Here is a 23,382-nt window from a genome sequence, read left to right as displayed (position 1 = left end):
TCTTGGACATTCCAGCTCCTGCGCGGTCTGCAACGGCGCCTATCAATCTCGAAGATTGATAGCTGGCCGCCCATTTAGGATGTCGCGGCACCGAGCGACCAGATCGCTATCTCGAACCAGCAAGCTAACCATCCTTTTTGGGGCCGCTTACAGGGCAAAAAAAGCGGCGCCCCCAGAGGGCGCCGCATGGAAAGGTGCGATAGGGGGAATCACTCGGCTGCTTGTTGATGCTCAATGATCACGTCGTCATCTTCCTCCGCTGTCCGCGGCGAATATCTCGATCGAAGAACCACATAAAAGACTGGCGTGAGAAACAGGCCAAACACTGTTACACCGAGCATGCCACTAAACACCGCTGTTCCAAGTGACTGCCGCATCTCTGCGCCGGGGCCCTCCGCTATGGCTAGCGGCAGTACGCCGAAGATGAACGCCAAGGCGGTCATCAAGATCGGCCGGAGGCGGAGATGGCTGGCCTCCACTGCGGCCTCAACCGCAGTCTTCCCGTTCTCCTGGGCCTGACGAGCGAACTCAACGATCAGGATTGCGTTCTTGGCCGCGAGACCAATCAGCACAACAAAGCCGATTTGCGTCAAGACGTTGTTGTCCATGCCTCTCAGATAAACACCCGTGAGAGCTCCGAGAACCGCAAGTGGAACGATCAGAATGATCGCCAAGGGAAGGACCCAGCTCTCATACTGCGCCGACAGCGCCAGGAAAACGAACACCACGGAAAGGGCAAAGATCCAGATCGCGCTGCCTCCGATATGCGTTTCCTGATAAGCGAGCTCGGTCCACTCGAATGTAGTGCCTGGCGGAAGAACCTGCGCCGCAATGCCTTGCATCTTGGCAATCGCCTCCCCTGTCGAGACACCGGGAGCGGCATTTCCCTGAAGCGGGACGGAAACGTACATGTTGTACCGCTGCACCAAAGTAGGCCCACTTGCCTCCCGTATATCTGCGAGCGTTCCGAGCGGCACCAGAGCGCCGGTTGCGGAGCGCACTTTCAGATCAAGCATGTCATCTTTTTCAAGTCTGAACTTCTTGTCGGCCTGAGCTCGGACTTGATAGACGCGGCCAAAAGCATTGAAATCGTTGACGTATGATACACCAAGGTTGCTCGATAAGGTCTCGAAGATATTGGGGATCGGAACATTCAAGAACTGTGCCTTATCCCGATCAATCGACAGGAAATATTGCGGGCTCGATTCAGAAAATGTTGTGAAGACTCCAGTCAAGCCCGGCGTCTTGTTGGCCATCACCATCATCTGTCTTGCCAGCGCGAGCGCACGCGTCATGCTGGAACTGTCCTGGTCCATCACCTGCATCTTGAAGCCACCGGAATTACCGATGCCCTGCACTGGCGGCGGCGGAATGGCGATGATGAAGGCCTCGTCGACCGCTTGGAGATTTTTGTAAAGATTTTGAATAATCTTCGTTGATGTGTCTCCGCTCTTCAATCGCTCGTCGAATGATTTGAACGGGGTGAAAATCACGCCTGCATTGGATGCGTTAGTGAATGTTGCGCCGCTGAACCCGGCGAACTGAACGGCGTTAGCAACGCCTGGGGTAGCCCTCGCGATTTCACCCGCTTTTTTGATCACAGCATCGGTTCGTTCCAGCGAAGCTCCGTCGGGAAGCTCGACTACGACGATTGCATAGCCTTGGTCCATGATCGGGATGAAGCCGCTTGGCACCTTCGTGCTCAAGAACCATGTGGCGACCAACAAACATGGAAAGACGATCAAGGCACAAGTCAGTCCAGTTTTCGTGCTAACGATATGGCGGATGCTCGTTGAATAGGCACTACTCACTCTGTCAAAGCCGCGGTTGAAGAGCTCGGCCGACTTATGACCGATTCTTCCCGCGATGCTTCGCTTTGCAGATTCGTGTTCATGCCTCTTCAGCACCAGTGCTGCCAGAGCGGGAGACAACGTCAGCGAGTTGACTGCCGAGATCGCCGTTGCGATCGAGATGGTCACTGCGAACTGCTTGTAGAACTGTCCGGAAATTCCGGGAATGAAGGCCGTCGGCACAAACACGGCGATAAGCACGAGCGAGATAGCGACGACGGCCGTCCCGACCTCGTCCATCGTCCGATGAGCTGCCCGCTGCGGGCTCATACCGGCGGCGAGGTTTCGTTCAACGTTTTCCACTACGACAATCGCATCGTCGACCACAATGCCGATTGCCAGCACCAAGCCGAACAGTGTCAGCATGTTCAGAGACATGCCAAACGCGGCGAGGAAGGCGAACGTACCGACAAGAGAGACCGGGATGGCAACGATCGGCACTATCGCGGTTCGCCAGGACTGGAGGAAGATGAGAACCACGAGCGCGACGAGGACAATCGCTTCGCCGATGGTGCGGTAAACCTCATCGATCGAAGAAGCCACGAAGTCGGTGGTGTCGTAGATGATGCGATACTCAAGACCAGGCGGGAACTGAGCTGACAGGTCCTTCATGATAGATTTGATCTGAGCTGCCGTTTCCAGCGCGTTCGTCCCTGGCCGGGCAAAGATGCCCATACCGACGGCTGGCTTGTTGTTCACATAGGCGTTGGTAACGTAGTCGCGGGCTCCAAGCTCAATGCGAGCAACATCTTCGAGCTTCACGAGGCGCCCGTCGGGTGTCGACTTGACGATGACATATCGAAATTGTCGAGCATCTGAGAAGCGGCCATCTGTTCTGACGGTATACTGAAACGGATTGTCGACCGCTGCCGGAGGAGCTCCAATTGAGCCGCCGGACACCTGAACGTTCTGGTCACGCAGAGCACTCACAACATCGTTCGATGTCATACCGTAAGAGGACAGTTTTTCCGGATCCAGCCAGATGCGCATAGCGTATTGGCGTTCGCCGAAGATCTGAATGTCGCCGACACCCTGCAGGCGTACCAGCACATCTCGAACACGGTTTCTCGCGTAGTTGGAGGTGTAGAGCTGGTCGTACCTCCCGTTGGGAGAAAGCAGGTGTACCACCATCAGGAGGTCAGGCGAGCTCTTGTTCGTCGTCACCCCCAGTCGCTGGACTTCTTGCGGAAGTCTTGGGAGCGCAATCGCAACGCGATTTTGGACCAGGACCTGCGCCTTATCCAGATCAGTACCCAACGCAAACGTTATTGTGAGGGTCATCGCGCCGTCGGCACTCGAATAGGACGACATGTACAGCATGTCTTCCACGCCATTGACTTCCTGCTCGATCGGCGTGGACACCGTGTCAGCTATCGTCTGTGAATCTGCGCCTGGGTATGAGGTGCGGACGACGATTGTTGGGGGCGCGATTTCCGGATACTGCGCGACTGGCAGTTCGAAATAGGCAATTGAACCCACGATAATCAGCAGGAGCGAAATGACTGACGCAAAGATCGGCCTGTCGATAAAGAAGTGTGCGAACCGCATCTCAGCTACTCCGCATTCACGGCGGTCAGCGGTGCTGACTCAACCGGATCTTTGTTTTCATGCGGAAGGGTAGTTTCTTTCGGGTCGACCTTAACGCCTGGGCGGACGCGTACGACGCCCTTCACAACTAGACTCTCGCTACCGTCGAGGCCGCTTCTGACAACACGGTATCCGTCGATTCTCGGACCTGGCCGGATCGCTTTTGTCGACACGACATTGTCCTTGCCAACGACGAAGACAACACGTTCGTCTTGATCGGAGCTAATAGCCTCGTCCGGTATCAAGATCGCCTTGTATGAATTTGAACCTTCAAGCTCGACCCTGCCGAACAACCCTGGCTGAAGCACGAAATCAGGATTTGCAAACCTGGCGCGGGCGCGAAGGGTTCCGGTTGCCGCGTCGACCTGATTTTCAGCAAAATCGAGCGTGCCGGTATAGGCCGTCCCGTCCCGGTCGCCCAGCCTAACCGAGACCTTCAAACCTCCGCCACCGCTCTGCAGGACGGAGCCGTTTTTGCGGGCGGTTTCGGCGTAGCTAAGAAGGCGACGTTCATCGATGTCGAAATAGAAGTCGATCGGGTCAAGCATGACGATCGACGTGAGGACTGTCTGATCTGCGGTGACCAGGTTGCCGACAGAAATCATATGGCGGTCGATGCGGCCGCTCAGTGGCGCAACAATCCGGCTGTAGGTCATGTCGAGCTCAGCGCGGTCGACACTCGCTTGAGACCCTTGGAGATTTGCTTGCGCCGAGTCCAGTTCCCTCCGCCGATCGTCGAGGGTCGCAACCGTCTGGCTCCCCGACTTAACCAGAGCGTTAACGCGATCGAATTGGGCCTGCGCATAGGTTAAGCCTGCATTTGCTACAGCGAGGCTGGCCTTAGCTTGGCTCAAAGCAGTCACAAAGGGGCGTTGGTCGACTTTGAACAGTTCATCACCGTCCTTCACCAACTGGCCGTCTTTGAAAGCAATGCTCTGCAGATAGCCACCGACGCGCGAACGGATATCGACCTGTTCGGCGGCTCGAAACCGGCCAATAAATTCATCCCTATCTGTCACGTCGCGAACCAGAGGCTTCGCTACAACCACCTGCGGAGCTGCCTCTTGGGCATTGACGAAGTCCCTCAGAGCTACCGTCCATCCGGCCATACAAAGCGATAATACAAGAATTCGGGCTTTCATTTTCCACCTCACAAGTTGCAGCGTAACAAGGGCTGACGCCGACCTCGCATGAATGCGGGTCTGGCATTGTGAAAGCAGACTGACAGCACAGCAGTGCCAGTTATTGTACAATCAACGACTAATGTCCGGTCCTAGAACTGCGTTCTTGACCAAGACAGGCCCATGTCTCAAATATGGTGTATGCGGCACTTTAAGACGGAGCAATTGATGCGATCTGTGGGCTTTATTCTCGAAGACGGTTTTCAGGTCATGGGGCTTGCTGCCCTTTCGGCGTTTGAGTTCGCCAATCAGGATCAGGGTACGGAGGCCTATAAGCTGACGGTAATGTCCGAGAAGGGAGGCACCGTTCGATCGTCGCTGAAGATTGGCGTGGAGACCGAACCCCTTGGTGATTTTCCCGACACGCTAATGGTTGTTGGCGAGCTGACCCCAAGCTCCTCTTCCCCAGTGTTGCGAGATTACATCTCCAAGGCGGGCACAGAATCGCGGCGAGTTGCCGGGCTTTGCACCGGAGCTTTTCTGCTGGCCGAAGCGGGACTGCTGGATGGGAAGGTGGCGACTACACATTGGGCACACGCTCGCGACCTCCAGAGACGGTTTCCCCTGGCGCATGTCGATGAGGATCGAATTTTCACACACGATGGAAACATCTGGACATCCGCAGGCATGAGTTCGGCGATCGATCTCACGCTGGCTCTGATCGAGGACGACTTTGACGCGGCCGTTTCACGGTCGATTGCGAGGAAGCTCGTGGTCTATCACAGGCGGCCTGGAGGCCAGTCGCAGTTCTCGGCGCTCTTGGAGCTTGAGCCAAGGTCCGACCGAATTCGTCGCGCCTTGATTTATGCGAAGGAACATCTCCGCAATCCATTGACGGTTGAGGAACTGGCGGAGGCCGTCAGTTTGAGCCCAAGACAGTTCAGTCGCCTTTTTAGGGAGGAGACTGGCCAATCGCCAGCGAAAGCGGTCGAGATGTTACGTCTCGAGGCCGCGAAAGCCATGTTGGAAGACGGTCGCCACCCAATGGAGATTGTAGCTCGCGACACGGGATTTTCCGATCGAGACAGGATGCGCCGCGCGTTTCTTCGCACACTGGGACAACCACCACAAAGCTTGAAGCGGGCATTAAAGCTCATGGATGGCGAAGATGTCGAGTTAGCGGACGCATGAGTCAAAGTCCTAAAACGACGGATACCTGTCATATGAGACAAACTGGACTTTGGCTACAATGGGTCCAGCAATAGGTACGTCGGGAGCCAATAAATGCCTTCAGGGCCAGAGATCCACTCAGTCCAAACCAAGCATGGTGAAATTGCGATCCGGACCAATGGCCCAGAAAGGGGCACGCCGCTTGTCCTCCTTCCTCGTTTCAGAGCCACAATGGACGATTGGGATCCGGCGTTCATCAAATTGCTTTCCGGCGACCACCAAGTCGTGCGGTTTGACAATCCGGGCGTCGGTTTGTCTCAGGGCAGTTCGCTCAACAGCATAAAATCCATGGCCAGCGTTGCCGCCGAGGTAATTCTCCAAGTCGCACCGCGTCATGCTGATGTTTTGGGTTGGTCTCTCGGGGGCGCGGTCGCCCAGCAGCTTGCCTTGGATTATCCCCACCTATTGCGTCGGATGATCCTTGTCGGAGCGACGCCAGGCGCAATCGCCGAAGGGCCGCGCCAACAACCCCGTGTTGCTACCGTTTTGGCGAAGCAGGAAAACGACGAACAAGACTTTCTCTACCTCTTTTATCCCGAGACGGAAGCCGCGGTGTCATGCGGTCGAACCTCGATTCGCCGGATCGCAAACCAGCCCTACAGATCTCCAGGAGTAAGCGCCCTCGCCTTTATGGAGCAAGTTCAAGCCTTCACGCGCTGGCCAGGGATACTACATCGAGCAAGAGAACTTAAATTGCCAATACTCGTCGTGGCAGGCGCACAAGATATTGTGGCCCCCGCCTATTGTTCGTTTGTCCTGTCTCAGCAGGTTCCTGACGCGAAATTCATCGTTTACCCAGACTCGGGTCACGCGTCGCTCTTTCAACATGCCGAAGAATTCGTTGAGGACGCAACGCGCTTCCTCGAAGCGTAACGAGACATCGAATGTCCGAAATCGCCGTTTCAATGGCATTTGAGCCAGCACGATTTTCCGCCATCATTCTCCCATCGAAACACGGTTGCCCAGCCAGAAAGTTGGCACCGAAAATAGATGGAGCGACTTATGAAAATGACTGGCAACACAATCTTCATCACGGGCGGCACTTCGGGGATTGGCCGCGCCCTTGCTGAAGCGTTTCACAAGCTTGGCAACAAGGTGATCATCGCCGGTCGCCGCAAGGCGCTGCTTGATGAGGTTTCGGCCGCCAATCCAGGGATCGACGGAATCGAGCTGAATATCGCCGACGCAGCGGATATCGAGCGGGTGGCGACAAAGCTGATCTCCGAATATCCGAAACTCAACGTGCTCATCAATAATGCGGGTATTATGCCGTTCGACGATCCGGCAGGCAAAATCGACGATTCCGTCTCGCAGAATATCATCGAGACAAACCTTCTGGGTCCAATTCGCCTGACCTCGGCACTTGTCGACCACCTCAAGACCCAATCGGACGCGACTATCATTCATAACACGTCCGTTCTTGCGTTCGTGCCGCTTGCTGGAAACGCGGTGTACTCCTCGACCAAGGCTGCGCTGCATTCCTACTCACTGTCCCAGCGTTTTGCGTTGCGGGACACCAACGTGAAGGTTCAAGAGATCGCTCCGCCGTGGGTCGACACAGACCTCGTTAAGAAGAGCGGCGATCCACGGGCAATGCCGCTGGATGTGTTTATCGAAAAAACGATGGCGGGCCTCGCCACCGACGCTCCAGAGGTCTTCGTCGAAGAAATCACGGCTCTTCGCGATAACCCGGGCCTGAACGAACATCAACTCGTTCACGACTTCAACGCGGCCCTCGTAGCAGACCCAATCCCCGTTTGAATATTGGACAGTAAACCATCGGCCTTCCCGCCGGTTAGACGGGAAGGCCGAGAAGAACGCAGTTAAGGGTACCCCCATCATGTCTGACCGCCTGAATCTGACACCGAAGATTCCCACTGAGACACTTTCCTCGACGTTGGGATCCCCTGAGCCAACGCCATCTTTGATGCCTGCCTATTTTCTAGCGCTTGGAACCTTCGCAATAGGCACAGAGGGTTTCATGATCGCGCCTCTGTTGCCGACAATTGCCGCTGATCTCGGCATGAGCCTGTCAGCGACCGCGATGCTCGTGGTTGTCTTCACGATCACTTTGGCCATAAGTTCCCCGATCACCACGGTGATCACTGGGCGTCTACATCGCCGCGACACATTGTTAGTTGCCATGACTATTTTCGCCGTGGGCAACTTCGTGGCAGCATTCTCGGCAACGTTTTCCACCCTTCTGGTTGCTCGCTTACTTATGGCCGTCGCAGCAGGACTATTCGTTCCGAACGCGAACGCTCTGGCTGGGGCAATCGCCGGGCCTGCTCGAAGAGGAAGAGCGCTTGCTATCGTCAGTGGTGGCATGACCATCGCGATCGCTTTGGGGTTACCGCTTGGAGCCCTGGTCGGTCACGCCTTTGGATGGAGGACGACGTTTCTCGCCGTCGCTATGATGGGTCTTGTGGCGATCTTCGGTATTATCGCGGGGATCGTCCGCACGGCAGGAGAAGGCATGTCCGTCGCAAGTTTGTCGGAGCGCGTGGGCGTCATTCGGCAAGCGCCAATTCTCAAATTGCTTGCCATCACTCTGTTCTGGTCAATTGGCGCCTATACCGCCTACCCTTACATCGCACCATACCTCACTACTGTCTTGGGTTTTGGTACCTCAGGGATTGGCGCTACGGTCTCAATGTGGGGATTTGCGGCAGCGATAGGTGTGACCACTGGTGGCGCCCTGAACGACCGGTTCGGATCAGGAAGGGTCGTGGCGGCGTCGCTCATTCTGCTCGGCTGCTCGTTTGCTGTTTTGGCAGCAGTGACTGTCCTTGGTCCAGCAGCGGCTCAAATACCTGCCTTAGTGGCTATCGGCGTCTGGGGTTTCAGCGTCTGGTCCTTCTTCCCCGCTCAGATGGCCAGATTGATTGCGGCATCGTCTCCTTCTCAGGCTTCGGTATCGCTATCCCTGAACACTTCGACAATGTATCTGGGCTTCTCGATCGGAAGTGCGCTGGGTGCGGGGATTATTGGCCTCGATGCTGTGTGGGCCATTGGGGTTGCAGCTGCTGTCGCAGAAGCAGCCTCGCTAACGCTAAACTACCTTTTCGCGAGGAAATAGAACCGAGCAAGCTGGCATTGGGGACATCTCTCCCTGATGATGTTATTCAAAAACATCAGGCTTTTGCCTGTCGGCCCGACAAACTCAACCGAGCTTGTCGGGCCGATTGCTGTGTCACTGGCGACCAGCTGCATCGAGGGATGCGAACTCCTCGTCGCTAAGTTTGATGCCTGCCGCAGCGACGTTTTCTTCCAAGTGGCTTACCTTCGACGTGCCCGGAATCGGAATGATTACGGAGCTTCGTTTCAGCACCCACGCCAGTGCGATCTGGCTCGGAGTTGCCCCGTGGTTCTCCGCAATAACATCAAGCGCGGAGCCACGTTTGGTGAGTTGGCCAGCTGCCAGAGGGAACCACGGGATAAAGCCGATCCCATTCTCCTCACAGTAATCCAGAACATCCTCGCTGGAACGATCGACGAGATTGTATCGGTTCTGAACCGTAGCAACTTTGAAATATTTAGAAGCCGCCTCGATCTCCTCGACTGAGACCTCGCTGAGGCCAGCATTCGAAATAACGCCGGTGTCGAGCAGGCTTCGGATGGCGACAAACTGTTCATCGCGGGGGACACGCGGGTCGATCCGATGCAGTTGCCACAGCCCAATTTTCTCGACACCAAGTCGCTCGCGACTTTCGTGAGCACGGGCCACCAGCTTTTCGGGACGGCCATCCGGTGCCCACTGATCGGGGCCGGGCCGGGTCAACCCGGCTTTCGTGGCAATCAACAGCCCACTGTAAGGGTGGAGAGCTTTTCGGATCAGTTCTTCTGACACGCCAGGCCCATAGGAATCGGCCGTGTCAATAAAGTTGACGCCCAACTCTGGTAATTTCTTGAGTGTCCGTTCGACTTCAGCTGGGTCTTGCGGCTGACCCCAAACACCTCGACCGGTGATCCGCATTCCGCCGAAACCCAACCGATTGACTACCGTCGAGCCTATAGCAAAGGTTCCGGCTTCGGCTGCATTTGAATTCTTATCTGACATAGCTGAGATCTCTCAATTGCGACGATTTTCGACTGCCCGACAGGCGCCTCCCTCCCTCGTACAGGCGCTGGCCGGGGCTTTATTGTAAGATTGGAGCGTTTGGGTTCGCATGGACAGCCAACCAGTCGTTGGGGTGCCGGATATTACAATCGATCCAAACAGCACTGCATCAAGGTCCACTTACAATCAGAATTCATCCTCGTATGTCGAGCGGAGAAGACAATGCGATTTGAAGCGACAACCTTTTTGGCGGTTCAGGCGACCGGGCCAGCCGAAATTGAATTGACGCGCAGGGAACTACGGAACCCTCCCGCAGAAAGCGTGCGGATCTTCGAATGAGCGACAACGTAACGACCTTGTCGCCGACGTCAGCCAAGGCGCCACCATCACCTGTCTCGAACCTTCCTCCAAGCCAGCCCAGCCTGTTAGCGAGGCTTTTCATACCGGCCACGGCAGTAATCCTGGCTGTGGCTGGTATTGCGTACGCAAACGCGAACTGGAATAGCTGGACTGCCTCCGCGGCAACGCAGGCGACGGATGACGCTGCCGTTGGAGCAGATTTCAGCACCATGAGCGCACGGGTCTCCGGAAATATTCGGTCGATCGCCGTTGATGACTATCAGCCGGTCAAAAAAGGGGACCTGATAGTAGAGATCGATCCCAGCGAATACGACGCGGCACTCGCCCTTGCGACAGCAAATTTAGAGGCGGCAAAAGCGTCACGCGTCAACCTTGGCAACCAGGAAAACCTGCAACGCGCCGTGATCAAGGCCGCTGAGGCGCAAAACGCATCCGCACTTGCGGTGGAGGAACAGACCCGCCTCGAATTTGAACGACAGAAGAACCTTGGCCAAGCAAGCACGGAGCAGCGCCTCCAGCAGGCTCAGGCATCGTTTCTCCAGGCGCAAGCCTCTGTCGCGTCAACAGCCGCCGCGATCGAACAGCAACGGGCTCAACTCCAAGTCCTGCAAGGTCAAGAGCCATTGTTGGATGCGCAGATAGATGCGCAGGAAGCCAATTTCACTACCGCCCAGCTGCACCAAAGGTACTCGCGCATCTACGCACCGTTCGATGGCGTGGTTGGTAAAAAGTCGGTCCACCTTGGCGACTACGTGAGCATCGGCGGCAGTATCGTTGCCGTCGTTCCAGTCCCCAATGTGTACGTAACCGCAAACTTCAAAGAAACGCAGCTGGGGAGGATGAGTACGGGGCAACTCGTTGATGTCCGCATTGACACTTTTCCCGGCAAGATTCTGCGGGGTAAAGTCGGAAAGCTGTCACCGGCGAGCGGCTCGACGTTCGCGCTGCTTCCGCCAGACAATGCGACTGGCAATTATACGAAAGTTGTCCAACGGCTTCCTGTTCGGATCGAATTTGAAAGCGGTCAACCACTCGTTCAATCCTTACGCCCGGGGATGTCTGCTGTCGTGAAGGTCTATACTCCGGACACCACCCAATGAATGGCACCGCCCAGAATGTTCTGGGGCCTTCATCGCAAGGCACGATGACGAAACGGCCGATACTCATCGTTGCGGCTCTTCTATTGGCGGCATTTGTGGTGGGTTTCGATACCCGCGTCTTTACTGTGGGTCTCCCAGATCTAAAGGGAGCATACGGTCTTGGCACCGACGAAGGTGCTTGGTTAGCCACCGCAGCCAACGCGCCCCAGATATTTATCGCATCGGCCGTCGCTTGGTTGATGACGGTCTATGGCGTTCGCAGGGTGATGATACCTTCAAGCCTGGTTTACGCGGCGCTCTCTTGTGCAATTCCATCGATCCACAACCACGACCTTTTGTTCGCGGCACACATTGTTCGAGCGTTGCTTCTTGGCGTCTTCGTACCGGCCACGCTGATGATCATCTTCCGCAACCTTGCTCCTAAATACTGGATCATCGGCCTTGGGATCTACACACTTCGTATTCCGCTGTCCCAGAGCTTGGGGTTCGCACTGGTCGGATATTACGGGGACGTCCTGGGATGGCAGTGGCTCTACTGGCAGGATGTACTTGTCGCTCCGCTGATCGCTTTGCTTTTGGTGTTGGGCGCTCCAAGGGAGCCGATCGACAAGTCACTTTTGGCGAATGCAGATTGGGGCGGAATGCTCCTACTCGGCGCGTCGATGACATTCATCTATATCGCGCTGGACCAAGGAAACCGGTTGGACTGGTTTGAATCGGGTCTGATCGAGGCATTGTTTCTCGCCGGAGGGCTTCTATTTGTCGCCTTCCTCATAAACGAAAGCATCGTGTTGAGGCCGTGGGCGCATGCCAGCGTTCTCGGTTCTCGCAACGTTATTCTCGGCCTGGCCGTTGTCACTGTCTTTACGTTTGCCAGCAGTGCTGGAAGCACCCTCATCCCGGGAATAATGCAGACCGTGGGAGGTCTGCGGCCGTTTCAGATAAGCGGCGTTTTTATCCTTTACGCGGTTATTCCCGTGGCAATGATCGTCATGCTCTCTGGATTTGTTCTGACGTACGTTGATGCGCGAGTGGCATTGATCGTGGGTTTGTCCGCAAGCGGCGTCGCTGCTCTTATCGGATCAGAGGTCACCTCGGATTGGTACCCCGACAGTTTCGGACTGATCGTGCTACTGCACACGACCGGCCAGGTTATGACGTTCTACGCATCGTTTGTCTTCCTGGTTGGAAATTCGGATCCAAAACGCTCGACCGCGATGTCGGCATACATTCAGGTCGCTCGTCTTGGAAGCGCTGAGCTTGCGGCTGGACTGATGGGGACGTGGATTCGCCGAAGGGAGCAGTTCCATTCAAATGTTCTTGGCGCTCACCTGACAAATGACAACCCGCTGTATAAGCGAAGTCTAGCCGCTTTAAACAACGCGCTCGGTCACAACGGCGGTGGAACCGCGAAAGCTGTCGGTACACTGTCCGCGTCCGTCCGATCGCAAGCCTACGTTTTGGCCTACAGCGACTGCTTCATCATTGCATTCTGGTTTTCCGTCGCTGGGCTGGTCCTGGTAGCGTTTATGAAGGCTTCACCGCCCAGTCCACTGAGTCCGCGTCCGATCCTGAAGCCCGCACATCAACGAGCGACGTAGATGACCTGGCGATTTGCAAATAGCAGCACGGCATGTCCTTGACAGGCTAGTTTTTTGAGGCGTGGTTCGCGAGACGGCACTGCAATATTCGTTCGGCAATCGCTTGCCCCCTTGCGCCGCTTGCAAGATCCAGCAGCGAGCATTGAACTGAGTGCCAGCACTCGGTCAACGCTGATCGTTCTCACCGCGAATGTGGAGACACCGCCGACGTAAATGAACTAGGTCGTGTTGACAACCTGTTGCTGCCAATGAGAGGTTTGGCTCGGGGGACGCCATGGCAACACTTAGGATTTACGATCTCAAGGAACATGCCCTTGCGCTTGATCTCAAAGACTTGCTGCGGCTTTTGGCACCTCGATCTTTGGAAGCGAATTGGATCGTCTCGACAGTCAAGTCGTCGGAACCTGAGCACGAATGGTTTGAGGCCACGGGTGAAGGCGGCGAACAACTGGAAGATTTGGCGCAGGACAATGCCCGGCTTTCAGGCTCCGATTTAGCAGCTCTGGCTGATAATACGCGCCAGGTTATCTGGGGGGAGTTTGTCGCCTCGGCACCCAAACAGCCAGACGAGACCTGGACTATCATCCGGGCGGTCGACGGCACGTTCTACGAGATCGATACGGACGACGAGACGATTCTAAATAAGATTTCCGCGACATACAAAGACGTTCGAACTGGGGAGGCCCCGGTTACATCATGGCGTTTGTATCGTCCCGGTGAATAATGGCAGACGCGAACGACAGCCAGAGTAAGGAACGCAGCGAGCCAACCCGCCTCCTAACGGCAGCCTTAAAGCATGCTTCCGCTCATTTGGGAATCCACTTGGTCAAAACGACCTGATAGTTCACTCCCGTGCCTTCGCAACATCTTCTGCTGTAACTGCGCCTTTCTTCTTACCAATTTCGCCAATGACGAAGTTCGTCAACGCTGCGATCTCCGCGTCATTGTAGATCGCCCCAAACGCGGGCATCGTCCGACCCGGCGCTGCCATATTGTCTGAAGATCCTTGAAGGACAACCCGGATAAAATTGCTACCGTCGACATCAGCCAACGCGTGGGCGCCAACAATATTGGCCCGGCTGTTCACCAATCCGTTACCGCCGAGCCCATGACAGCTCGCGCACGCACCAGCAAAGATCCGCGAGCCAAGGCTCTCGTCCGAATTTTTGGACGAAGCGTTCTGGATCGAGCTCGTGCGCTTCACACGAACCTTCTCGTCGCTCTCTACTGGAGGAACTGTCCGTAGATATGCGACTATAGCCTCGATGTCCGACGTTGGGAGCTTGCTCAAGCTCAGGTCGACCGCTTCACGCATCGCACCGCCCGCAGGCCCGTGCCCGTTGGCATGCCCCTTTGATAAGAAGGAACTGATCTCATCGTTGGTCCAGAGGCCGATCCCGCTATCTGGATCGGACGTGATGTTCCAGGCTTTCCAGCCATCCACTTCGCTGCCCGACAACGCTTCGCTCTGTTTGCGCTGGAACATCAGACCTCTCGGTGTATGGCACTCGCCGCAGTGCTCGAGCGCCTCCACAAGATATGCCCCCCTATTCCATTGCTCATCCTTAGATGGGTCGTTCTCGAAAGGACGAGACGGGAGAAAGAGGAGGTTCCAACCGCGCATAAGCCAACGTTGATTAAAGGGAAACGCAAGCGAGTTTGATGGCGCGTCCTCGCTCACAGGTGCCAGTGTGCGCAGATACGCCCGGACCGCCAAGATGTCGTCAGTCGTCATCAGGGCGTAGGACGCATACGGAAAAGCGGGATATAAGTTTTCGCCGTGAGCCCCTACCCCGGACCGCACCGCACGGACGAACTCGGCGTCACTCCAGGCACCGATCCCATGCTCTGGATCTGTCGTTATATTCGATGAGTAGATAGTCCCGAACGGCAGTTTGAAGGGCAAGCCTCCGGCAAACGGTTTCCCGCCTTTCGTAGTGTGACAGGCAGCACAATCCGCCGCGATCGTAAGATGTTCGCCTCGTGCAATCAGGGCTGCGCCGGTGGGCTGCAGTGCACTCGCCGAAACATCTGGCAGGGAATGTGGCCAGAAGAAAAAGAAACCGGCGCCCACCCCACCCACGCATACCAGAGCCACAGCGGCAATTATCAGTTTTTGAAAACGCTTCATTCCAACCGCTCCTGTGGCAATTTACCGCCGCGATTGCTCAGCTTTCAGAGCGTGACTATCGTCGAGTACGGGTGGAGTCCAACCCCGTCGAACCAAGTCGGTGTACGCCGCGCGGTTGCCGAGCATCGCATTTTCGATGACTTTCCCGATGTCATTAAACCCGGCGATGAAGTCAGGATTGTCAGATACGGGCGTGACGCCATCAAAAAGTGGCGCCATCCGCTTCAATCCAGCTAGGTCTTGCTCGATAAACACGTTTCTTCTCTTTTCGACCTCATAGGGGTGCATGCCTAGCGACCGCAATGTCAGGACCGCAGCCTCCAAAGAACTACCGAAAAGTTCTCGAACGATGTGATCCGCGCCTGCATCGGAAAGGCGATAGTAGTGCAGCCGATCGTAAGCCCTGGCGACAATCTTGATATTGGGGTTGGTTCGTCGGGCGTAGGTCACGATCTCAACCGCGCGATCTGGATCGTCAATTGCAACAACGATGACGTCCGCTTTCGCGAGGCCTGCAGAGTCAAGGAGGTCAGGCCGCCCCGCGTCTCCAAAAAATGACCGTATTCCGAACTTTCGCAGATCATCAACCACGTCTGCGCGGAAGTCGAGCACGACCGGCTTGTGTCCGTTCGCCAGCAGCATCCGGTTAACAATTTGGCCGAAGCGTCCAAGTCCAGCGACAATGACAGTGCCCTCTTCGGGCTCGTCGTCGGCCCGGGTCGCACCGCGACTGTCCAGCAAGGTCACGATGCGGTCAAATAGGATGAATAGACCGGGCGTCAGGACCATCCCCAACGTGATAACAAGTATCGAAATCGAGACCATCTCCTCCGAGAAGATATTTCGTTCTCGTCCCAATGAGAGCAAGACAAAGCCGAATTCTCCCGCTTGGGCGAGGCCGAGAGCAAATAGCCAGGCTGCCGTCGCCCGAAGTCGGAATAGCCATGCCAATGGTAGGAGAACGCCAACCTTGACCAATATCATCGCCAACGTCGCAACGAGGACGATCGCCCAATGCTGCAGCAGTATCGTGAGATCGATTTTTGCACCGATCGTCATAAAGAAAAGGCCGAGCAGAAGCCCTTTGAAGGGCTCGATATCGTTTTGAAGTTCGTGCTTGAACTCGCTATTTGCCAACACCACGCCTGCGAGGAAGGCACCTAGAGCTGGGGAAAGGCCAACGGCGGACATAAGGGCCGCTATTGCAACGACTACGAGCAGAGCAGCAGCTGTGAAAACTTCCCGAAGACCTAATTGTGCTATGGCGCGAAAGACGGGCCGCGAAAGGTAGTGTCCGGCGGCCACGACGAAGACAACTGCTCCCAGCGTCAAGAGTGCAGATGCCCACCCTGGTAGCGCTGAAAAAAATGCTTCTCCATGAGCACTGTTAGCTACATTGGTGACCGAAGAAAGCATAGGAATGCAGGCCAGCATAGGAATGACTGCCAAATCCTGAAAAAGCAGGACTGCGAAGCTCGCCCTTCCACCGTCGGACTCCAGGAGCCCTTTCTCTTCAAGGGTCTGCAGAACAATTGCCGTAGAAGATAAAGCGACGACGCAGCCGAACAATGCGCTTTGCTGCCAAGAGAAACCCAACAACGTTCCGATGATGCTCACCGCCGAGAGTGTCACAATGACTTGCAGGCCGCCCAAGCCGATGAGCTTGCCTCTGAGCCGCCAGACCATCTGCGGATCGATCTCCATCCCAATCAGAAAGAGCATCATCACGATGCCGAATTCCGAAAATTGTTCGAGATATTCAGATCCCGCCCCAGAGACGTGAAGGATGGGACCGACAATCACGCCAGCGGCGATGTAGCCGACAACTGAACCGAGCCCAAGCCGCCGCGAGAGGATGACGGCGAAGACGGCTGCGGCGAGATATGCCAGGGCATAGAACGTTAAACCCTCCATAGCCTAATGCTCCGCCGTGATGTGCAAATCAGCCGGGAATATCGAGTCGCGGGCCAGCGCCTCATCAAGATCAAGCTGGTTGTCTGTTATCGCGCTTAAGAGAGCGCCGTATGATGCAATATGTCGCTGCGCCTCCAGCGTGCCGATGTGATTGGCGGCGTGAAGAACGAATGGAGGCAGGAACTTCATTCCGCAGAGCGTCGCGGTTTGCTGCAGAGGCAGCAGGAACTGGCGAAGGGGGTAGTTATTGCCTCCAGTGGTCGAGTAGTCGGTTTCGCGACCACCTGTGGTGACGCAAACAAGCGCGAACTTGTCAGCCAGCAGCTTCCCCTGTGGACCATAGGCGAACCCGTACTCCAACACGAGGTCCTGCCACTCTTTCAGAAGCGAAGGCGTCGAGTACCAGTAGATCGGGAATTGGAAGACAATGACATCGTGGTCCAGCAAGCGTTCCTGCTCTCGATCGATATTGATCTGGAAGCGAGGATATTCCTCATAGAGATCAACGAACGTCAAACCGTCGACTCTACGGGCCACATCGGCCATTGCGAGATTAATACTCGATTTCCGTTGTGCGGGATGCGCAAACAGAACTAGGACACGCATTCTGGTACCTTCTCTTGCCACACAGTTCGCGAACCAATTCGCCACCACCTCAACGGTGCGGTGTCATCGTCATTAAGGGGTTGGTCTCTCCATTTATTGGACGATCCGGCAGGAGCGAGCAAACACACACGCCGCACTCGATTTTGACAAGAATTCTCCACCCACTCGGTTAGCCTCCAACGCGTCAAAGGAGGCTCCGATGCCCGAAACGCTTACAATTACTGAGATGAGGTCAGATCCATTAATAGCACTGCTGAACCGAGCCGATGGTATCGACCCCAGGAGTTTCGTGAAGCTGCTCGATGAGGCTGCGCAGAAATTGAATAAATACAGGGGTTCCGGCCAGGTTGGGCCAGCATTATGGCATCGCAAGTAGGAGGTTGAGGGTGGAGCATTTCTACCACCTTGCCCGAGAGCTCTTCGCGCTCGTCACCCGCGATCCTGCTATCTGAGGGCTTTCTAACGCTCCACACATCCTGCGAAGCGCGGGATCTCGATCGGGGCTTCGGAGACCCTACTCCACAGCCGCCCAGCGTTTTTTTGTCATCGTTTCGCGTGCGGAGCCGGTTATTGCTCGCGGTACGGCTCCAAGTCGATTTCAGACATCGATTTGGAGGCGCATATTTATAACAGGGCCGTTTATGGTTCCACCACATCGACCTCTGGTGAGCTGATGAGAAATGAGTCAGTATTCTACAAAACTGAAGAGGGAAAACTCGATCGAAGACTATGAATTAGAAGTTCTTGAAAGACCGGGCTAAGACCTGTAAGGGCGGACGCGGCGGTGCAAAACCCGAAAACGGAAAAAGTGAGCCAAGCTGAATCTTGGGGGCAGCATGTCAGTCTTATATTTCGATAGTTTCGAGCTAGATATCGAAAATCGGAGGCTGTCTGCGGATGGGAAAGCACTTCGCCTTGGTAGTCGAGCCTTTGATATTCTCGCGGCACTTGCCACGCGGGCGGGACAGGTCGTCAGTAAAGAAGAGCTTATTCGGACGGTTTGGCCAACCACGATCGTGGAAGAAGGTGCGCTGAGAGTCCATCTGGTCTCGCTCCGGAAGTCACTCGGGGATGAAGCTCGGAAATTTATCGAAAACGTGCCTAGCCGGGGATACCAGTTTCTGCCGGATGTCAGAGTAAGCCCTCGCGCGACGACAAACCGTCCAGCGAATCCGATCGATAAGTCAACTTTGCCGAGAACGGCTACCAAGCTCCTTGGTAGGGAAGTTTTTATACGGACGACCGCTGAGTTTTTTAAGACAACGAGGCTCCTTACGATTGCTGGTGCTGGCGGCATTGGCAAAACATCGGTCGCAATAGCCGTAGCCAGATTGCTAAGCGAGCAGTATCGGGTGCTGTTCCTGGATCTCGCGGCACACTCCACTGGCGAGACATTGCTGCCATCGCTGGCAAGCCAGCTGGGGCTAAGCGTCTACGGATCGAATGTTCTCCCAGCGATTATCGGCGAGTTGCAAAAGAGCGCCACCCTCTTGGTTTTTGATAACTGCGAGCATGTCGTCGACGAAGCCGCCCGTGCCGCCGAGGAAATTTTGAAGGCTTCGCCGTTGACCACTATTTTGGCGACAAGCCGGGAGCCATTGCGGGCGTCTCTTGAGCGCGTGCGGCAACTTCCACCTTTGGAGGTTCCCCCTGAGGGTTCATCGGCCGTAAACCCATCAGAATATGCTGGATTAGAACTTTTCATTTCTCTCGCAGGCCTCGTGGCCGATGAAAGTGACTTTGCACGCCCAGAAGCAATGACTTTGGCGGCCGATATAGTCCGCAGGCTCGATGGAATACCCTTGGCTATCGAACTCGCGGCTGCGCGGGCGTTCGATATGGATCTGGAAAGTCTTCATCGCTCGGTCGCGGACCCGCTGGCTCTGTTACGGCGAGGTCGTCGTACCGCACCGCCCCGGCAACAAACGCTAAGAGCCGCTTTGGACTGGAGCTACAACACGCTAGAGCCCACCCAAAAGGACTTGTTAGACCGGCTTTCTGTTTTTGCCGGTACATTCACTGCGGACCACGCAAGGTGGGTTGCTGCTGAGGATGTCTCCGACGAAGAATTCTACGATGCCTTTGACGGGTTGTTTCTAAAGTCTTTGCTCAACGTCTCCGCCGCAGGCGGCAACTATCGGCTCTTGGTCACCACAAGGGAATATGCGGCGACCAAACTCGCCAACTCCGGTTTTGATCAATCCTGCAAATTGGCTCACGCCAAGCTTTGCCGCGCTCGGCTTGCTGAAGCTGAGCGCGATTGGACTGTTCTCGATACCGGTAGTTGGCTCAACGAACACGGAGGCTTGGTTCACGAACTCCGAAGCGCACTAGAGTGGGCATTTTCCAAGGGCGGTGAGACGCGGGCCGGAATTGATCTTGTGGCCAGTTCCAATATCATTTGGACCCAGCTTGGCCTGATGGCTGAGCAGCTCACGCACCTCGAACGCGCCCTCGCCTACTTCAATCAGCTAGACGAGGTCGACGCGCTTACCGAGATGAACCTACGAGTCTCTCATGGCGGCACCCTCTACCACATCAAGAGCTCCGAACGTGACCAGGAAGCAATCGAAGAGTTTTCCAAAGCCAAATCCATTGCCGAGAATTTGCGTGACCACATGAACACGCTCCGCGCGGTCGGAGGAATGACGGCAATACACACCATGAATGGTGACTACGTCGAGGCGATATCACTTGCACTCCGTTTCAACGACCTCTTTGGGAACGAACTGCCGAATGCAGCGAGCCGCCTCCTTGCTCACAACTTCCATTACATCGGAAACTTTGATGCCGGGTTGACACACGCGAAAATTGCACTGGAACTCGCAAAGGGAGGTGTCCGGGGGACTCTCAACAACGGGGCGAGTTATGATCAGCGCATCAGTGCCTTATCGACGGTCGTCAAGACTCTGTGGGTCCAGGGAAAGCTTTCAGAGGCGAGGACCTTGCTTGCTTCGACATTTGAGGAAGCTAGCGCTTTAGATCACGCCATCTCGTACTGCCTCTTCCTTTCAGTTTCCGCATGTCCAACTGCGTTTGGCATGGGAGACCATGATCTCGGAGTTCGGCTTCTCAGCGATCTGGCCGAAAAAGCAACGAAAAACTCCCTCCTTCGGTGGCAAGAATGGGCCACGACGTTCCATCATGTCGCTAAAGCCGTCCAGTCGGGCAACTCGGACGAGTTCAATCAAAGCCTTAGGAATGCGAAGGGTGCTCGGTTCGAAAATTGCCTTATGGCAGGCGGTCACCTCGCCAGCGACGAGACGTTGGATCGTGCGCTTTCAAAGAACGCAGGGTGGTGCCGTGCGGAATTGTACCGATTGAAGGGAGAGCGACTTCTTCTTGAAAATGCTCAAGATGGCCGGGAACTGATACGTCGTGGATACGATCTTGCAACCGAACAAGGCGCAAAGTTTTGGGAACTCAGATCTGCGACCAGTCTCGCAAAACACGCGGCGGAACCTCATGGTCAGGCAGAGCGCGAGAGGCTAGCGGAGACACTTTCCTTTTTTGAGGGTGAAGCTTTGTCCTTGGACGTCTCTGAAGCACGTAAATTCGCGTAGTCTCCAGCCATCTGTCACAGCCGAAACTTACAAGATCGTATAAGCATCCGCGGCGCATTATCGGATCACCACTCGATCCGGATTAGCAAATGCGACACGATCAACAGCATATTCCGAGGTGGCTATTCGACCGGTTCCCCACTGCTGATCATCAGATCAGCAGTGTTCTCAATCGCGCTCGATGCAATCCTCGGAAAGGCAGGTGCGCACCACACCCAGGTTCCCGCCCGCTACCGAGACCTTCTTAATTAATCGGCGATGACTTCCAGCGACTTAGAGAGAATTTCGAATGCATATCACCTATCACATTGGCTCCCATGACGGTGGCTTTGCGTACCGTCTTGATGACGTTTGGTCAGAGCCCTTCAATACACATGACGATGCCTTGGCGGCTGCAAGGATTGCCGCGCAGCGACAGCAGATAGCAGGCCGCGACACCGAAATTGCTTTTGAGACGACCGACGGCAAATGGCATCGCGAATATTCCCTTGGCACCGACAGACCAGAGACTGAGGTCGTCGACGGCTAGCAAGATGCCTGCTCGTTGGGAACATAGAAAGACCAAGAGCTCTGATCCAGCTCGTATCGTAAGCGAGATTGCCCGGTTTAACGCCTTGCAATCGCGTTTCCGCTCGATGTTGAAGGGCTATAACTTTCGTTACTTTCTGTTCGGGACCTTCCCGGCGCCAGGGCGCCCACTGTTTGCCGACAACGTTCTGGCGACCAACTGGCCCACCGATCTGCTGAACGCCTACAAAGCTCGAAACCTTTTGACTGAAAGCCCCTTGATCAGGAGGCTTGAGCGAACCGTCCTTCCAGTACCGACGATGCCACTACTTCTCGCCCGAGCCCCTCACCCTGGTCACAGACCTCAAGACGGGATTTTCATCAACGAGGGTTTCTCGTTCACGTTCGCGGTTGCACTCTCAGATTCAGAACAGCGACGTTACGTCTGTCTATTGTCTGGTCGGCGAAAGATCGAACGCCACGAAGAGATGGCGATGCTTATGATGGCGCTTATGGGAGCGGTAGACTCATATAGTTCGCGTTCGCGGGCAACTGACGTTTTGACACCTCGCGAGAGAGAATGCCTCCGATGGGCAAGCGCGGGTAAAACGAGCCGCGAAATCGGGCAAATACTTGCGCTCTCCAATCACACAATCGATGGCTATCTCAGGGCCGCCATGGAAAAGCTCGGCGCGGTAACGCGCACACAAGCGGTGGCAATGGCGTCTAGGCTTGGATTAATCTGAAGGCGGATTCATCGCGAGGTGCTTGGCACCTCTGACAACGGCATAGTAATGGCAAAGCCAGGGTGAGCTAATGGACAGCTCAGAACGGCATTTTAAGTCTCCCCGGTGAGAAGAAGGCCGATTAGAAGCTCACAGCAAGCGTTGATTATCGGATTCGCTTCACGAAGGACGCGATCACTTCTGCAGCGTATTCAGGCGCCTGATGTTGGGGTGCATGACCGGCCTGCGGCACTGTTGCGATGTGAAGCGACTGCCAGAAGGTCGATACCTCGAACCAATTGTCGACCGGGCAGGCGATGTCGTGGTCGCCGCTGATGACGAGGACCGGATGGCGTCCAGCGGCCATATCCTCCATCTGCTGCCCATTCGGGTCCGGGAAAATGGTGGTACGGTCCTTCGCTTCACTCAGAAGCTTCATGAACGTTGCCTCCTGAATCATGGGCGAGCGGTCATTTTTTCGAGCCGCTATACGTTCGTGAGACAATCGTGCTGCCTCTTTGCTCCGGGGAGATTCAGGCTCGAAAAACAGGATTGCTTCGTCGGCGAGGTCGTTTACAGGCTTCATGGCGGTCTTCATGAAGAGTGGGTCTCCGCTGATCTTGGAATGGCCTGGAGGGGCAGTTCCGATCAAAACCAGATGAGAGACCAGTTCCGGATACGTCAGGCTGAAGACTTGAGCTACGACACCTCCGAGCGACCAGCCGCCCATCACAACCTTCTTGTATCCAAGAAAATCGATCAGGTCCTTGGCGTCCTTCGCCAGCGATGCTCGGTCGTAGGTTGGTTCTCCAGTGGATGCACCCAAGCCGGTATAATCGAAGGTGATAACAGTGAAGTCCTTGGCCAACTCGTCGAGAAACAGGGGATCCCAGGCATCAAGTGTCTCCCTGAAACGGACCGCAAGAACGAGTGGCGTTCCCTGCCCGATCAAACGGTAGGCAATGCGTCGCCCGTCCAAGTCTGCGTATTTCGTCTCGGTGTTTGTAGCGTTTTCCAAGGTCATTGA

Annotated in this window: 17 protein-coding genes; 10 read left to right on the top strand and 7 right to left on the bottom strand. The window is 55.6% G+C overall.

Annotated elements, in window-relative coordinates:
• Window positions 1-209 precede the first annotated feature (209 nt).
• Window positions 210-3,398, bottom strand: a complete 3,189-nt coding sequence (locus AC245Y_RS28385; protein WP_017996681.1) for an efflux RND transporter permease subunit — start codon at window positions 3,396-3,398, stop codon at window positions 210-212.
• A gap of 5 nt (window positions 3,399-3,403) precedes the next feature.
• Window positions 3,404-4,546 carry an efflux RND transporter periplasmic adaptor subunit gene (locus AC245Y_RS28380; protein ID WP_017996682.1) on the bottom strand — a complete coding sequence of 381 codons (1,143 nt, stop codon included), beginning with the start codon at window positions 4,544-4,546 and terminating at the stop codon, window positions 3,404-3,406.
• Window positions 4,547-4,786: 240 nt separating this feature from the next.
• Between AC245Y_RS28380 and AC245Y_RS28375 the strand changes: the two genes are divergently transcribed.
• From AC245Y_RS28375 to AC245Y_RS28360, 4 genes are all read left to right on the top strand, one after another.
• Complete coding sequence (locus tag AC245Y_RS28375) at window positions 4,787-5,749, top strand: GlxA family transcriptional regulator (RefSeq protein WP_026157645.1); 963 nt, start codon at window positions 4,787-4,789, stop codon at window positions 5,747-5,749.
• 210 nt (window positions 5,750-5,959) lie between these two features.
• A complete protein-coding gene (locus AC245Y_RS28370) occupies window positions 5,960-6,661 on the top strand; it encodes an alpha/beta fold hydrolase (RefSeq protein WP_017996684.1) in 702 nt (233 codons plus the stop codon).
• A gap of 129 nt (window positions 6,662-6,790) precedes the next feature.
• Window positions 6,791-7,549, top strand: a complete 759-nt coding sequence (locus AC245Y_RS28365; RefSeq protein WP_017996685.1) for an SDR family oxidoreductase — start codon at window positions 6,791-6,793, stop codon at window positions 7,547-7,549.
• Window positions 7,550-7,628: 79 nt separating this feature from the next.
• Window positions 7,629-8,867 (top strand): MFS transporter, encoded by a 1,239-nt coding sequence (locus AC245Y_RS28360; RefSeq protein WP_017996686.1) that lies wholly within the window; start codon window positions 7,629-7,631, stop codon window positions 8,865-8,867.
• Window positions 8,868-8,981: 114 nt separating this feature from the next.
• Here the strand turns inward: AC245Y_RS28360 and AC245Y_RS28355 are convergent, their stop codons facing one another.
• The gene (locus AC245Y_RS28355) at window positions 8,982-9,848 is read right to left on the bottom strand and encodes an aldo/keto reductase (protein WP_017996687.1); all 867 of its coding nucleotides are present in this window, start codon (window positions 9,846-9,848) and stop codon (window positions 8,982-8,984) included.
• Window positions 9,849-10,183: 335 nt separating this feature from the next.
• Here AC245Y_RS28355 and AC245Y_RS28350 point away from each other — a divergent pair, with 335 nt between their 5' ends.
• From AC245Y_RS28350 to AC245Y_RS28340, 3 genes are all read left to right on the top strand, one after another.
• Window positions 10,184-11,308: an HlyD family secretion protein gene (locus AC245Y_RS28350; protein ID WP_017996688.1), complete on the top strand. Its 1,125-nt coding sequence runs from the start codon at window positions 10,184-10,186 to the stop codon at window positions 11,306-11,308.
• Complete coding sequence (locus AC245Y_RS28345; RefSeq protein WP_017996689.1) at window positions 11,305-12,909, top strand: MFS transporter; 1,605 nt, start codon at window positions 11,305-11,307, stop codon at window positions 12,907-12,909. The genes AC245Y_RS28350 and AC245Y_RS28345 overlap by 4 nt, the downstream gene beginning before the upstream one ends.
• Before the next feature lie 274 nt (window positions 12,910-13,183).
• Complete coding sequence (locus AC245Y_RS28340) at window positions 13,184-13,633, top strand: hypothetical protein (protein ID WP_017996690.1); 450 nt, start codon at window positions 13,184-13,186, stop codon at window positions 13,631-13,633.
• Window positions 13,634-13,753: 120 nt separating this feature from the next.
• Here AC245Y_RS28340 and AC245Y_RS28335 read toward each other — a convergent pair whose 3' ends face one another.
• Genes AC245Y_RS28335 through AC245Y_RS28325 form a run of 3 tightly spaced genes read right to left on the bottom strand, consistent with a single transcriptional unit; the run spans window position 13,754 to window position 17,560 of the window.
• Window positions 13,754-15,040, bottom strand: a complete 1,287-nt coding sequence (locus tag AC245Y_RS28335) for a c-type cytochrome (RefSeq protein ID WP_017996691.1) — start codon at window positions 15,038-15,040, stop codon at window positions 13,754-13,756.
• 21 nt (window positions 15,041-15,061) lie between these two features.
• Window positions 15,062-16,954 (bottom strand): monovalent cation:proton antiporter-2 (CPA2) family protein, encoded by a 1,893-nt coding sequence (locus AC245Y_RS28330; protein WP_017996692.1) that lies wholly within the window; start codon window positions 16,952-16,954, stop codon window positions 15,062-15,064.
• A 3-nt stretch (window positions 16,955-16,957) separates the two neighbouring features.
• The gene (locus AC245Y_RS28325; protein WP_032996935.1) at window positions 16,958-17,560 is read right to left on the bottom strand and encodes an NAD(P)H-dependent oxidoreductase; all 603 of its coding nucleotides are present in this window, start codon (window positions 17,558-17,560) and stop codon (window positions 16,958-16,960) included.
• A gap of 836 nt (window positions 17,561-18,396) precedes the next feature.
• Here AC245Y_RS28325 and AC245Y_RS28320 point away from each other — a divergent pair.
• From AC245Y_RS28320 to AC245Y_RS28310, 3 genes are all read left to right on the top strand, one after another.
• Window positions 18,397-21,123, top strand: coding sequence for an ATP-binding protein (locus tag AC245Y_RS28320; RefSeq protein ID WP_017996695.1), 2,727 nt, complete (start codon window positions 18,397-18,399; stop codon window positions 21,121-21,123).
• A gap of 289 nt (window positions 21,124-21,412) precedes the next feature.
• Window positions 21,413-21,652, top strand: coding sequence for a DUF2188 domain-containing protein (locus AC245Y_RS28315; protein ID WP_017996696.1), 240 nt, complete (start codon window positions 21,413-21,415; stop codon window positions 21,650-21,652).
• Between the two features lie 4 nt (window positions 21,653-21,656).
• Complete coding sequence (locus tag AC245Y_RS28310) at window positions 21,657-22,376, top strand: helix-turn-helix transcriptional regulator (protein ID WP_032996937.1); 720 nt, start codon at window positions 21,657-21,659, stop codon at window positions 22,374-22,376.
• 145 nt (window positions 22,377-22,521) lie between these two features.
• On the opposite strand, the gene AC245Y_RS28305 is transcribed toward AC245Y_RS28310, so the two are convergent.
• Window positions 22,522-23,379 (bottom strand): alpha/beta fold hydrolase, encoded by an 858-nt coding sequence (locus tag AC245Y_RS28305; protein ID WP_017996698.1) that lies wholly within the window; start codon window positions 23,377-23,379, stop codon window positions 22,522-22,524.
• Between the last annotated feature and the right edge of the window lie 3 nt (window positions 23,380-23,382).

Source organism: Rhizobium sp. SRDI943 (genome assembly GCF_057653695.1).
Note: the sequence above shows the minus strand (reverse complement) of the source record. Positions and strands in the feature narration are given on the sequence as shown.

Coding starts and splice junctions, on each gene's coding strand:
- AC245Y_RS28385 (WP_017996681.1), bottom strand. CDS start 3,398: ATGCGGTTCGCACACTTCTTTATCGACAGGCCGATCTTTGCGTCAGTC.
- AC245Y_RS28380 (WP_017996682.1), bottom strand. CDS start 4,546: ATGGCCGGATGGACGGTAGCTCTGAGGGACTTCGTCAATGCCCAAGAG.
- AC245Y_RS28375 (WP_026157645.1), top strand. CDS start 4,787: ATGCGATCTGTGGGCTTTATTCTCGAAGACGGTTTTCAGGTCATGGGG.
- AC245Y_RS28370 (WP_017996684.1), top strand. CDS start 5,960: ATGGACGATTGGGATCCGGCGTTCATCAAATTGCTTTCCGGCGACCAC.
- AC245Y_RS28365 (WP_017996685.1), top strand. CDS start 6,791: ATGAAAATGACTGGCAACACAATCTTCATCACGGGCGGCACTTCGGGG.
- AC245Y_RS28360 (WP_017996686.1), top strand. CDS start 7,629: ATGTCTGACCGCCTGAATCTGACACCGAAGATTCCCACTGAGACACTT.
- AC245Y_RS28355 (WP_017996687.1), bottom strand. CDS start 9,848: ATGTCAGATAAGAATTCAAATGCAGCCGAAGCCGGAACCTTTGCTATA.
- AC245Y_RS28350 (WP_017996688.1), top strand. CDS start 10,184: ATGAGCGACAACGTAACGACCTTGTCGCCGACGTCAGCCAAGGCGCCA.
- AC245Y_RS28345 (WP_017996689.1), top strand. CDS start 11,305: ATGAATGGCACCGCCCAGAATGTTCTGGGGCCTTCATCGCAAGGCACG.
- AC245Y_RS28340 (WP_017996690.1), top strand. CDS start 13,184: ATGGCAACACTTAGGATTTACGATCTCAAGGAACATGCCCTTGCGCTT.
- AC245Y_RS28335 (WP_017996691.1), bottom strand. CDS start 15,040: ATGAAGCGTTTTCAAAAACTGATAATTGCCGCTGTGGCTCTGGTATGC.
- AC245Y_RS28330 (WP_017996692.1), bottom strand. CDS start 16,954: ATGGAGGGTTTAACGTTCTATGCCCTGGCATATCTCGCCGCAGCCGTC.
- AC245Y_RS28325 (WP_032996935.1), bottom strand. CDS start 17,560: ATGCGTGTCCTAGTTCTGTTTGCGCATCCCGCACAACGGAAATCGAGT.
- AC245Y_RS28320 (WP_017996695.1), top strand. CDS start 18,397: ATGTCAGTCTTATATTTCGATAGTTTCGAGCTAGATATCGAAAATCGG.
- AC245Y_RS28315 (WP_017996696.1), top strand. CDS start 21,413: ATGCATATCACCTATCACATTGGCTCCCATGACGGTGGCTTTGCGTAC.
- AC245Y_RS28310 (WP_032996937.1), top strand. CDS start 21,657: ATGCCTGCTCGTTGGGAACATAGAAAGACCAAGAGCTCTGATCCAGCT.
- AC245Y_RS28305 (WP_017996698.1), bottom strand. CDS start 23,379: ATGACCTTGGAAAACGCTACAAACACCGAGACGAAATACGCAGACTTG.